Consider the following 12,717-nt stretch of genomic DNA (forward strand, 5'->3'; position numbering starts at 1 on the left):
ATTTTTATCCTATGTGTGTCACGTGCAGGGAAAAAATGAACAAGCATGGCGTCTCCATACTCCCTTGAGCAATTGAGGGAGTATGGTTCATGTGATAAACATAACCCCCTCCAGCGTTATCTGCTTGAGGGGGGGCATATAGTAAGAAACTATTTGTCAGGGTGTTCGCCTAATGCATTCTTCGATAGAAGGTGGTTCAGTTCCTTCATAAACATACTGATATCCTTGAACTGACGATAGACCGATGCGAAGCGCACGTAAGCCACTTCATCCACCGGATAGAGCTGTTCCATGACGAAATCGCCGATGACACGGCTGTCCACTTCCGCATGTGCCGTATCGCGCAACTGCTTCTCAACCTCAGAAGCAATCATCTCTAGCCTCTCCACAGAGACCGGCCGCTTCTCGCAGGCCCGAATGAGTCCGCGCAGCATCTTGTCTCTGCTGAATTCCTCTCTGCTTCCGTCCTTCTTTATTACGATTAATGGAGTCTCCTCCACCATCTCAAATGTAGTAAAGCGTCTGCTGCACAGCTCGCATTCCCGCCTGCGGCGAATGGACTTATTGTCGTTCGCTGGACGAGAATCAAGAACCTTTGTACCTAAGTGGTCGCAATAAGGACACTTCATTACCTTACCTCCGTCCTATTCTTGATGTTATCATTTTTCACTAATAAAAAAATACCAGTGGTTACCTGTAATGATCTTTGAAAGAATGCACACAATACAATTACCAACCGCAAGGAGGTGAATCAAATGAGCCAAAACAATCGTTCCAGCAACAACTTAGTCGTACCTCAAGCGACAGCAGCTCTTGAGCAAATGAAGTTCGAGATCGCACAAGAGTTGGGCATTGCCATCCCATCTGACGGATACTATGGCAACATGGCAACTCGTGACACCGGTTCTATCGGTGGTTACATCACGAAGCGTCTTGTCCAAATGGCTGAACAACAACTTGCAGGTCAATACAAATAATGATGGGAAGAAGCGTCGGAGATAAAGCGCGATAACGGTATCGGCTTGTCCGATGCTTCTTCTTCGTTATACATTTACTTCGAATAGATGCCTTTATACTTATCATAATAATGGATAACGCGCTGTACGTACAACTTTGTTTCCCCGTAAGGGATTCGCTGCTTGGCAGTTTCATAGCGGCCGTCCCATATTTTCGTACGAATCCATTTGCTCACATTTCCAGGGCCGGCATTATAAGCAGCGATCGCAGCGATCCAGTTCTCATTGAATTGCTTATGCAAAGACTTCAAATACCATGTTCCAATGAGGATGTTCGGATCGGCTGTATTTTTCAATTCATTCAATGACCAGCGCTCTTTCATCTTCAACTGTTCCATGGCCCATGTCGCCGTCTCCGGCATAAGCTGCATCACCCCGATAGCGCCCTTGCGAGATTCTCGACCTGCCTGAAAGTTCGTTTCTACTCGAATTATGGCTGCTACGAGCAGGGGGTCAATATCGTATTTGGCCGCATGCTTGCGAATCTCCTCTTCATACGCAATTGGATACATCCATTTTCCCAGCCACTGCGACTGCACGAACAGCAAAAACAGCATGCCTAAAAACAACAGCAATAGCACTCTCTTTTTGCGAAGCATCTTCATCATACGAATCATAGCAAGCCTTTCTCCGACCAAAATCGGTCGACCTGCATGATCGTATCTTGTAGCGAACCACTATTGTCGATCACAATGTCCGCCAGATCCCGTTTTTTCTCCATGCTCCATTGCGCATTCAGCCTTTGCTCCGCTTCCTTCTCGTTCCAACCGTCCCGTTCCATTAGACGCTGTAATTGAACACTTCTTGGTACATACACGACTACTATCGAATCGAACAGCTCAGCGAGGCCTGACTCATACAAGAGTGGAATATCTACAACAACAAGACGCTCTGGATGCTCCTGTTCGTACTGTCGCGTTTGACGTTGTATTTCCTGACGGATAGCTGGGTGCGTAATGCTTTCCAACTGTTTGCGACTTGTTTCACTTGCGAAGACAAGCTCTCCTAATCGCTTACGATTCAATGATCCGTCTTCCAACAGCATGTCCGATCCGAAATGCACCGCAATTTGTTCCAACACGGGACTGCCAGGGAGAACGACTTCCCTGGCAATCTTATCAGCATCAACTAATAGAGCACCCCGCTCCACTAGTAATCGGGAGACGGTGCTTTTGCCGGATGCGATGCCTCCGGTTAACCCGATGTTCATGCCTTCACCTCATTCTATAATAATGCCGCCTACGTCAGCAGCTTAATAATCCCCATAATAATCAACATGAACCCTGGAACAAATGACAGCTTGCCGATCCACCGCTCGCCTGCAAATGAAATCCCGACGTGAATGCCAAAGCGCAGGAAAATACCGCTGAATAAGGCGATCGTGAATGCGGTCATGAACGAAGGATATCCCAGCAAAGCCGCTCCTATACCCGCGCCAAAAGCATCGAGTGACAGTGCAACACCTAGCCAAGCAGCTTCTACAGCACTAATTGTTCCAGAGCGATCCATATCGGCAGCGCTCGGGGTCTTCAAGATTTGGATGACGACACCTAAGCTCTTTAATTGAATACGTACGACTTGACGCGGCTCAGCCTCCAGCTCTGTTGTGTGCAGAAGAGGCTCAACGAGATGAGAATCTTTTGCCGCATTTGGATCCCCTTGCTCAAACCGTTCCAAATGTTCGCCTTCTTCATGCGAGGAACGAAGTAGCTGCAGAATGGCCCAACAGCCGATTGCCACGAGAATTAGTGAACCAATCCACTGTGCTACAGCAGGAGATACATATTGAATAAGCACATTGCCTACCTGCATCGACAGTAGAATGACAAGTCCCGAGCAGCATGAAATCACTACGATCGATGTCCAAGGGATGCGGAGCCGACGCAATCCATAGGTCATTCCTACTCCGAAGCTATCCAGGCTTAGGGCAAAAGCCAGGATGAGCAAAGACACGGTATGAATAAGCAACAACAGTCCCTCCCGCTAAGTCGTTCCCGAGCATCTGACTGCGTGCGGCTCAGGAATACCGATTTACCATATCATATGGGCATGAGCGGATAAGGGTGCTTATTCAACGATTAGCCTTACCTAAAAGCCTAAGAAAGCTGCTGGCATTTCGGACAATAATGTGTGCCTCGACCGCCAACAACTGATTTTTCAATGATACTGCCGCAGCGAACACAAGGCTCGCCTTGCCGCCCGTACATTTGCAATTGATGCTGGAACATCCCCATTTCGCCTTGTCCATTGACATAAGACTTAATGGAAGAACCTCCAGCCTCAACAGCCTCCTGAAGGGTATCAATAATAGAGCGATGCAGGAGCGCATACTCCTCATCTGTTAATTCATCTGCCGCGCGGTTCGGGTGAATGCCGGCTCTGAACAAGGCCTCATCTACATAGATATTCCCGATTCCGACGACGATATGCTGGTTAAGCAGTACGGGCTTAATAAAGCTGCGCCGTCTTCGCATCGCTTCTGCGAATCGTTCCACAGTAAATTCTGCGGACAACGGCTCTACCCCCAGCTTATGTAGCGGCGGCAATTCCCATTCTTCCCCGGCCGCGAACAGATGCATCGTACCAAATTGACGCACATCCTTGTAACGCAGTTCGGTACCGTCATCAAAATGAAAAATGACATGCGTATGCTTCTCCACTGGCTCGTCAGCTTTATATACGCCATAGCGTCCTTCCATGCGCAGATGGGAGACAAGGACGAGTCCGTCCAGAAGGATTCGCAAAAACTTGCCTCTCCGTTCAACCCGCTCAATGGTATGACCCTGCAATGCATCACAAAACTGCTCTATCTCTAACGGCCGCTGGATGATGCGGGGCAGCGTTACCGTAACGCGCTCTATCCGCTTCCCAGCTACCAATGTGTTCAATGTTTGTTTGACTGTTTCTACTTCCGGCAATTCCGGCATGTCCATCACCTCTCGCTATCCATTATACCGAAAAAGCCATGAATATGTAGGCTTAGCGGATCTTGTCATTCTCTTTAACTATGCCTAAAGATCTATTCCTACTTCGCCTCATACCAATTCTCGCCGCTGTTCACATCCGCCCGCAATGGCACATCAAGTGATATAGCAGATTCCATCACCTCGGGAACGAGCTTCAACATCGTCTCCATTTCCTCATCTGGAACCTCAAATACCAATTCATCGTGTACTTGAAGCAGCATGCGGCTCTTCAATCCCGCTTCACGCATACGTATATCCATTTGCACCATCGCCAGCTTAATAATATCCGCTGCTGTACCTTGGATCGGTGTGTTCATTGCTGTCCGCTCCGCAAATGAGCGCAGGTTGAAGTTGGATGCATGAATATCCTTCAAGTAGCGTCTCCGTTCGAGCATCGTCTTCACATAGCCGTCTTGGCGGGCAAGCTTCACGATGTCTTCCATATACTGCTTCACGCCTTGGAATACGGCAAAATATTGTTCAATAAATTGGCCTGCTTCCTTGCGCGTAATATTCAAGTTCTGAGACAGTCCGTAATCACTGATGCCGTATACGATACCGAAGTTAACTGCCTTTGCCGAACGGCGCATATTGGCATCGACCTGTTCAGAGGAGACTCCGAATACATCCATCGCCGTCTTCGTATGAATGTCCATATCGTGCACGAACGCTTCCTTCAGCTTCGCATCCCCCGAAATATGAGCCAATACACGCAGCTCAATTTGAGAGTAGTCGGCAGCAACAATATGCCATCCCTTCTCCGAAGGAACGAACGCTTGGCGTATCTTGCGCCCTTCTTCCAGCCGAACCGGTATGTTCTGCAAGTTCGGATATTGGCTGCTCAACCGTCCTGTTGCAGTAATCGTCTGACGGAAGTACGTATGCACATTGCCCGTCTCCTTGCGAACTTCCTTCAGCAATCCTTCAATATAAGTCGATTGCAGCTTCGTCATTTGCCGGTAATGCAAAATGAGCGGGATAATTTCATGGTAAGGCTCCAGCTTCTCCAATACTTCCGCATCGGTGGAGTATCCCGTCTTCGTCTTCTTAATCACAGGCAATCCGAGCTTGTCAAATAAAATCTCACCGAGTTGCTTCGGTGAACCAACGTTAAACGCTGTACCCGCCAACTCATAAATACGCTTCATTGTCGTTTCGATCTGTTCGGTGAACTGAGCACCCAAGCTGTTCAGCGCATCCGTATCGACTTGAATGCCCGTTTTCTCCATCTGTGCGAGCACTCGCGATAAGGGAAGCTCCAGCTCAAAGTACAGCCGGTTCATCTCCTGCTCTTCAAGCATCTTCTCCATAACTGGCTTCAACTGGCGAACGAGTTTCCCCTTGCGCGCAGCATGCAGCGCCACCGTCTCCAGTGCCGGAACCTTGAACTTGGCCCCTTTTCCATACACGTCATCATCTGTCGGGGTCGCTGCCAAGCCATACTTCTCTGCAGTTGCTTGGAGCGTTAGCGTCGCATCATCCGGGTTGAGCACATAAGACGCAAGCTGCGCATCGAATGCAGAGCCGTCATAAGGAACTCCCGCCCAATGAAGAACCAGTTCCGCATAATGCATGTCATAGCCGTTCTTCGGCTTGCCTTGATCCGCAATCCATTCCCGTACGAACTGCGCCTCGTCAGACAATAGCTGCTCCTTCGTCAAGAACCAGTTGGATTCCTCTTCTGCGATAAGCACACCGATTAGCTCGGCCTGATGAGGATTGTCTCCATGAGCTTCCACAATGATCGTATCTGCAGAAGCGATCATTTGCTTCATGCCGCTGTAATCCCCGTCCACAAGCTGTACATCCAGCTTTTCTTCAGACAGTTCATCATCGGCTGGTTCAGCGGATACAGGAGTGCCTCCCTCGATCAGCCCTATTTTCTCCATGCGTTCAATGATCGACTTGAACTCAAGCTTCTGCAGCATAGGAATGGCAGTGTCCGCCTTAATGCCATGGTACGCCATCTCCTCGCGGCCCTTCTCCAGCGGAACCTCACGGAAGATCGTTGCGAGCTTCTTGCTCATGCGTGCGTCTTCAGCGTGATTGATGAGGTTCTCCTTCATCTTGCCTTTTAGCTCGTTTACATTCTCCAGTACATTCTCAACGCTGCCGAATTGATGCAGAAGCTTCAGTGCCGTCTTCTCTCCAATTCCAGGAACGCCCGGAATATTATCCGAGGAATCGCCCATTAAACCCTTCATATCTATGATTTGCAGCGGTTCAATTCCGTACTTCTCCTGCAGCGCCGCAGGCGTGTACTTCTCAATCTCGGTTACACCCTTGCGAGTAAGCAAAATCGTGACTTGGTCGGAAACTAGCTGCAGCATATCCTTATCCCCGCTCACAACCGCCATTTCGATTCCTTGTTCATTTGCCTCACGGGTCAAAGTACCGATAATATCATCCGCTTCATATCCGCTCATCTCGAAGTGCGGAACGCCAAGCGCATCAAGCAGTTGCTTCAAAATCGGGAACTGCTCTGACAATTCAGAAGGCGTCTTCTCCCGTCCTCCCTTATAATCCTTGTAATCACCATGACGGAATGTCTCCTTGCCGGCATCAAATGCAACGAGCAGATGGGTCGGTTTCTCCTCTTCGAGGACACGAAGCAGCATAGTCGTAAATCCGTACACAGCATTTGTATGTAATCCTTGAGCATTCGTCAAAGGAGGCATTGCAAAAAAAGCGCGGTAAATTATATTGTTGCCGTCAATAATGATCCATTTATCCATAGTTTCATGCACCTCAATCCATTCTCTACCTTCATGATAGCATAGCCAGTACCAGAAAAGAAAATGATGATCTTATGGGAAAAAAATAACCGACCGGGTATGTCGCGGTCGGCGAAAAGATGAAGAATGAAAATCACATATTCATCAATAATTCCGTATGATTAATTATTCAAGTCGGGACGCTGGTTCGTCACGAGATAGACGACCGCCTCGCCGATATTCGTCGCGTGATCGGCAATTCGTTCAATATAGCGTCCTACAAAGGTAAGCAGCATGGCTTGAGATGCATTCTGTGGATTTTCCACGACGTACGTCAACAGCTCACGGAAGATTTGGCTGTATAGCTGATCGACCATATCATCGTCCTTCGCCATTTTATAAGCAAGATTCACATCTTCCTTAATATAGGCTTGAATGGATTCCTTAATCATAATCTGCACCGTTTCCGCCATTCGCGGCAGGTCAATTAACGGCTTTATGAGCGTCTGTCCTTCCATGCGCAGCACAACCTTCGCTACGTCAATCGACAAATCGCCCATCCGTTCTAAATCATTGGAAATCCGGAAGGCTACAAGAATACGGCGCAAGTCTTTGGCAACAGGCTGCTGGGTCAGAATCAGCTTCGATCCCAAGTCGATGATCTTTTCTTCAATTCGATTAAGCTCTGCATCTTCGGAAATAATCCGCTTGGCGCGCTCGACATCCGTATTCTTCAATGATTCGATTGATTCGGACAGTGCACGTTCTACTCGCGCCCCCATCTCTTCAAGCAATTTGCTTAGTTCTTCCAAGGCCAAGTCGAACTCTCTCCGTTTGATCATTTGCAGCTACACTCCTTATCCTACTTATGAATTTCCGTTCTTTTGCAGCATCTTGCTGTAATTGAGCGATCCTGTGCTCCACACCGTGATTATGCTGGGCGCCAGATAACATGCCCTATGGCGAAGCCAGACACCGGAGGAGTCCATCATGGCATTAGCCGAAGCGACCAGTAATATAGTCCTCTGTCCGCTTATCGGATGGATTGGAGAACAGCGTTTCCGTATTGTCGAATTCGACTACTTCCCCGTTCAGGAAGAACACCGTCTGATCCGATACACGGGCAGCTTGATGCATATTGTGTGTAACCATAACAATCGTGTACTTATGCTTCAATTCTTGAACAAGCTCCTCAATCTTCAGCGTAGAAATCGGATCCAAGGCCGAGGTCGCTTCGTCCATCAGCAAAATATCCGGGTTGACTGCCAATGCGCGCGCAATACAGAGACGCTGCTGCTGACCGCCGGACAAGCCGAAGGCAGAGCGCTTCAAGTAGTCCTTCACTTCATCCCACAGTACCGCTTGCTTCAAGCTTTGCTCGACAATCTCATCGAGTTTTGCTTTACTGCGTATCCCATGAAGTCGCGGGCCGTAAGCGATATTGTCATAAATCGATTTTGGAAAAGGGTTCGGCTGCTGGAATACCATTCCTACCTTTTTGCGAAGTGTCTCTACATCGACTTCATTGCTGTAGATATCTGTACCGCCAATCGCAACTGTCCCTTCAATTCGCGTCCCCGTGATCATGTCGTTCATCCGATTCAATGTACGAAGCAATGTAGATTTCCCGCAGCCGGATGGTCCGATGAACGCTGTGACTGCCTTCTCCGGAATCGTCATAGTGACATTTTTCAGCGCATGATACGTGCCATAGTATAAGTTCAAATTTTTAATGTCGATTAACGTCTGTAAGGCAGTCGCTGTGCTCATGCTATCGTCTCCTTAAATATGTTTCTGATATTTATTGCGTAGAATTACTGCTGAAATATTCATAATGATAAGCAGCCCCAGCAGCACGATAATGCCTGCGGCAGCGAGTTCATGGAATGCAAGCTGCGGTCTGGATACCCAGTTAAAGATCTGAATTGGCATCACGGTGAACTGATCCATAATACTCTCAGGCAGGAACGCCACAAATGTTAATGCCCCAATCATGACGAGCGGGGCGGTCTCCCCAATTGCCCGGGACAATGCCAAGATAACACCTGTCAAAATACTTGATATCGAGGACGGAAGCACCGAACGCGATACCGTTTGCCACTTCGTAGCGCCAAGGGCGAAGGAAGCATCGCGCCGCGCTCTTGGCACGGCTCGAATCGCTTCCTGCGCAGACACGATAATAATCGGCAGCACGAGCAGCGTCATCGTAAGCGCACCGGAGAGCAGACTGCGTTCCAAGGCCAATCCGCGTACGAAGAGCGTCAAGCCTAGTATCCCGTACACGATGGATGGAACTCCGGCCAATGTACTAATATTCAGTTGAATCAACCGTGTCAGCCTATTCTTCTTCGCGTATTCCTCAAGATAGATCGCCGCTCCTACGCCGAGAACGAACGAGATAGGAGCCATGATAAGCACCATGTATATGGAGCCGACGATAGCCGATTTCATACCTGCCTTCGCAGCCATTCGCGAAGGATAATTCGTAAATAAGTCAAGATTCAAGCGAGACAATCCGTCCATCATAATTTGAATCAGCAAAGCCATTAGCGCAATAATACCGATCGAAGTTGCCACCAGGAATAAGATATGCAGCACAAGGTCTACCTTCCGGCGGGTACCAATCTGTTTGCGATTCGCATCTTGAAACATACTCATTAGCTTAGTACTCCTCCCTGAAGCGTCGTGCCACCCACAGCGCCAAAATATTGAGCAGGAACGTAATGACGAACAGTGTCATTCCGACAGCAAATATTGTTCCATACTCGATGGAGCCATGCGGTGTATCCCCCATACTAACCTGTACAATATAAGCGGTCATCGTCTGGATGCTCTCCAGCGGATTCCAGGTCAAATGAGGCGTAGCACCCGCTGCAATCGTTACAATCATCGTCTCGCCAATGGCACGCGAGAAAGCGAGCACGGCCGATGATACAATACCGGAGAAGGCGGCCGGAACGACAATTTTCAATGCCACCTCGAATCTGGTTGCCCCAAGCGCATATGCACCATTCCGCAAACTGCGAGGCACAGCCGACATCGCATCCTCTGATAAAGAGGAAACCATCGGAATAATCATAATTCCGACGACAAGGCCTGCACTTAACGCGTTGAACATCCCTGTTGAAGGGAAAATAAACTTTAACAATGGCGTAACAAACGTTAGAGCAAAATAACCGTAAACAATCGTTGGGATACCAGCCAACACCTCAAGAATCGGCTTCACCATTTTGCGAACACGACCGGGTGCATATTCGCTCAAATAGATTGCACTTGCAAGTCCAATCGGTATCGCAACTAGACAAGCAATGACCGTAATCATTAACGTACCGCCCAACAGGGGCAGGATGCCGAATGATTTCGGCGCTATTAACGGGCTCCATTTTGTACCGAATAAAAATTCTGTAATCTTGACTTGCTTCAAGAAAGAGAACGTTTCAGAAAAGAGCGTGTAAACAATCCCGATGGTTGTCACTACGGACAAAGCAGCACATAGAAATAAAAGAATAGGAACAAGCTTATCTGATAGATGCACTTTGCCGTTACTGAATGATATCGTTGTCTCTCGCTGCGGGAGATTACCCTGCATAGCCTTAACCCCTCTTTGCGTTCTTTTACAATTCGTTAACATTGACTTCGTGAAAATGTGATGTCTCCACCATCTGTTTTTGACGAGACATCACATTTTACTACAGGTTGTATGATGCTGATTTCGAAGCCTTTCCTTGTTCTTACTTCAACAGATTCAATTGCTCATCGTATTTTTCTTGCGGCAGAGCTACATAGCCTACTTCCTTCGCAATGCTGCCTACATTTTTGAGGTAGTACTCTACGAATGCCTTCACTTCAGGCTGTTCCAGCTTTTTCTTGTTCACATAGACGAAGAGCGGACGGGACAATGGAGAATAGCTTCCATCTTTAATTGCCTCTTCAGAAGGAGCGATTGCGCCTTTGCCGCTGTCAACGGGAACAAGCTTCAGCTTGTCTTGGTTCTCTTCGAAGTAAGAGAAGCCGAAGTAGCCAAGTGCGTTCTTGTCGCCGGATACTCCTTGCACGATTGCGTTCGTATCCGCACTGAATGTGATTTGCTTGTCATTGCGGCTCTCTTGCGCCTTGCCGTTGATTTCTTCTGTAAAGTAGTCAAATGTGCCATGGTTCGTGTCTGGCGAGTATATTTTAATGTCTTCCGCCGGCCATCCTGCACGAACATCAGCCCATGTTTTTACTTTGGAGTTAGGCTCATAGATTTTTTTCAATTCATCTGTCGTGATGTGGTCAACCCAAGTGTTGTCCTTGTTGACAACGATGGACAGGCCGTCATAGGCAACGGACAATTCCAAGTAGTCGATTCCTTTTTCTTTTGCTGCAGTTGCTTCTTTATCTTTGATAGGTCGGGAAGCGTTGCTGATTGCAGTTTCGCTGTTAATGAAGCGCTTGAAGCCGCCGCCTGTGCCAGCCGTACCTACCGACACGCGAACCTCGCTGTTCTCTTTGCCGAACTCCTCGGCGATTGCTTCCGTAATCGGATATACGGTGCTTGATCCGTCTATATCAATCGTGCCTGTCAGCTTCTCAGGGCTGGTTGTTTCCTTCGCTGCATTATTCGTTTCTGTCGTCGCCGCGTTGTTGTTCGCAGAAGCATCATCCTTCTTGCCGCCACAAGCTGCCAATACTACCGTCAACGCTGCTACGAGCGTAAGCATCATGATTTGTTTTCCCCATCTTTTCAAGTCAATCCACTCCTTTTGATCGTTTCCCGTTTGTTGTTGTATGCATTGTTGTTTGTCTCACATCTAGTATGTTAATGCCTGTTTGTTAAGACTGTTTGGTTTATTTGTTAACGGAATGTAAAAATCATTAATGCTGCGCAGACATTGACTGTAATTGTCGATTCGCCTCGTTCGCTGTCATTGCCATACGCGCCGCATATGCATCGACTTGATCCAAGCGATTGCGATTTTCCGCAATCGCGCGGAACAACTGCTCGAATTTGAACAAGGCAGAATTCAATCCTTCAAGCGTTGTGTTCACTTCGGAATGGGCTTGATCGCCGGTTGTTATTGTAGCCGTTAATGCTTGCATCATCTGATGGAGCGTCTCATCAATTTGTTCCGTAGCGGCCTTCGTCAAGACAGCCAGCTTGCGCACCTCTGAAGCAACCACTTCAAATCCTCGGCCATGCTCCCCCGCCCGCGCCGCTTCAATGGATGCGTTCAGCGCCAACATATGGCATGAATCAGACCACGAACGAATCACGCTGACGGCATCCGCCACCGCTGCGGTATGATCTTTCAGTTCCTTCGTTTGTCTCGCCTGACTTTCCACTCGAATCGATACCTGCTGAAATGAAGCGGAGACTTGATCAAGCACGGTTTTCCCCATCAATGTCTCGTCGATCATCCGATCTGCATGAGATTTGCCATCTGCCGAGGCTTCGCGGACATGCTCAGTTTCCGTTAAGATACTGCTCAGCGCCCCTAGGGTGGAGCTAATGACTTCCGACTCCTTCTGCTTCGCTTCCATCCGTATTTGATTCGATAACGAAGACAACTGCTTCGATGTGAGAATTCCGGCATATTTGCCTGCACGGGTGACCACAATGCTGTCGTACATTCGTTCCTCCGCGCGCGACGCTGATAAATCCAACAATTCCTCTGTATCGATACCGCACTCTACGATGAGCGCATGCTTGTCCATTAAGCGCACAATCGGCTTTTCATAATATAGAGCCGGTGAGAAACGTTTGCTCATCTGTTCATGAAATCGCTCTCGCATGACAATGCCAAGCGGTTCAGCATGTTCATTCCCTATGACTAAGCAACGCAGCGAACCATCCTCTCGAAATCGATGATCTGCTTCTTCAATGGTTGTACTCGCATGAATGATGGGTGCGAATTGAATCAAATCCTCATATTCTCGCTTCATGGATTGCTTCTTCGCTTCCTCGCGTCTTCCTTCCATCTTCGTCAGCAGCATCGTCATAAGCTCCACTCCTACTCTAGTCCTGTAATCGGTCTTTAG

Annotated in this window: 13 protein-coding genes; 1 reads left to right on the forward strand and 12 read right to left on the reverse strand. The window is 48.3% G+C overall.

The features are described from left to right. Window positions 1-149: 149 nt before the first annotated feature. Window positions 150-629: a transcriptional regulator NrdR gene (gene nrdR / locus NO352_RS15310; RefSeq protein WP_005551582.1), complete on the reverse strand. Its 480-nt coding sequence runs from the start codon at window positions 627-629 to the stop codon at window positions 150-152. 126 nt (window positions 630-755) lie between these two features. Between nrdR and NO352_RS15315 the strand changes: the two genes are divergently transcribed. Further along, complete coding sequence (locus NO352_RS15315) at window positions 756-977, forward strand: alpha/beta-type small acid-soluble spore protein (protein ID WP_005551584.1); 222 nt, start codon at window positions 756-758, stop codon at window positions 975-977. Between the two features lie 74 nt (window positions 978-1,051). Here NO352_RS15315 and NO352_RS15320 read toward each other — a convergent pair whose 3' ends face one another. The 11 genes from NO352_RS15320 to NO352_RS15370 all read right to left on the reverse strand — a co-directional run bounded on the left by NO352_RS15320 (window position 1,052) and on the right by NO352_RS15370 (window position 12,678). Beyond that, entirely contained in the window at window positions 1,052-1,633 is a 582-nt protein-coding gene (locus NO352_RS15320) for a lytic transglycosylase domain-containing protein (RefSeq protein WP_005551585.1), read from the reverse strand. After that, window positions 1,630-2,226: a dephospho-CoA kinase gene (coaE, locus tag NO352_RS15325; RefSeq protein WP_289356044.1), complete on the reverse strand. Its 597-nt coding sequence runs from the start codon at window positions 2,224-2,226 to the stop codon at window positions 1,630-1,632. Before coaE ends, NO352_RS15320 begins: the two co-directional genes overlap by 4 nt. 29 nt (window positions 2,227-2,255) lie before the next feature. After that, the gene (locus NO352_RS15330) at window positions 2,256-2,984 is read right to left on the reverse strand and encodes an MntP/YtaF family protein (protein WP_289356045.1); all 729 of its coding nucleotides are present in this window, start codon (window positions 2,982-2,984) and stop codon (window positions 2,256-2,258) included. A 128-nt stretch (window positions 2,985-3,112) separates the two neighbouring features. Next, the gene (mutM, locus tag NO352_RS15335) at window positions 3,113-3,943 is read right to left on the reverse strand and encodes a DNA-formamidopyrimidine glycosylase (RefSeq protein ID WP_005551590.1); all 831 of its coding nucleotides are present in this window, start codon (window positions 3,941-3,943) and stop codon (window positions 3,113-3,115) included. 98 nt (window positions 3,944-4,041) lie between these two features. Continuing rightward, the gene (polA, locus tag NO352_RS15340; protein WP_262866885.1) at window positions 4,042-6,717 is read right to left on the reverse strand and encodes a DNA polymerase I; all 2,676 of its coding nucleotides are present in this window, start codon (window positions 6,715-6,717) and stop codon (window positions 4,042-4,044) included. Between the two features lie 161 nt (window positions 6,718-6,878). Then, the gene (gene phoU / locus NO352_RS15345) at window positions 6,879-7,538 is read right to left on the reverse strand and encodes a phosphate signaling complex protein PhoU (RefSeq protein ID WP_289356047.1); all 660 of its coding nucleotides are present in this window, start codon (window positions 7,536-7,538) and stop codon (window positions 6,879-6,881) included. A 154-nt stretch (window positions 7,539-7,692) separates the two neighbouring features. Continuing rightward, window positions 7,693-8,466 (reverse strand): phosphate ABC transporter ATP-binding protein PstB, encoded by a 774-nt coding sequence (gene pstB / locus NO352_RS15350; protein ID WP_005551594.1) that lies wholly within the window; start codon window positions 8,464-8,466, stop codon window positions 7,693-7,695. 12 nt (window positions 8,467-8,478) lie between these two features. Further along, entirely contained in the window at window positions 8,479-9,354 is an 876-nt protein-coding gene (pstA, locus tag NO352_RS15355) for a phosphate ABC transporter permease PstA (RefSeq protein ID WP_005551595.1), read from the reverse strand. A 4-nt stretch (window positions 9,355-9,358) separates the two neighbouring features. Then, window positions 9,359-10,285, reverse strand: coding sequence for a phosphate ABC transporter permease subunit PstC (gene pstC / locus NO352_RS15360; RefSeq protein ID WP_005551596.1), 927 nt, complete (start codon window positions 10,283-10,285; stop codon window positions 9,359-9,361). Between the two features lie 142 nt (window positions 10,286-10,427). After that, the gene (locus NO352_RS15365; RefSeq protein WP_289356048.1) at window positions 10,428-11,426 is read right to left on the reverse strand and encodes a PstS family phosphate ABC transporter substrate-binding protein; all 999 of its coding nucleotides are present in this window, start codon (window positions 11,424-11,426) and stop codon (window positions 10,428-10,430) included. A gap of 127 nt (window positions 11,427-11,553) precedes the next feature. After that, on the reverse strand, window positions 11,554-12,678 hold the full coding sequence (locus NO352_RS15370) for a methyl-accepting chemotaxis protein (RefSeq protein WP_289356049.1): 1,125 nt from the start codon (window positions 12,676-12,678) through the stop codon (window positions 11,554-11,556). Window positions 12,679-12,717: the final 39 nt, after the last annotated feature.

Origin of the sequence: Paenibacillus sp. S-12, assembly GCF_030363895.1 — a bacterium.
GTDB lineage: Bacteria > Bacillota > Bacilli > Paenibacillales > Paenibacillaceae > Paenibacillus_B > Paenibacillus_B alvei.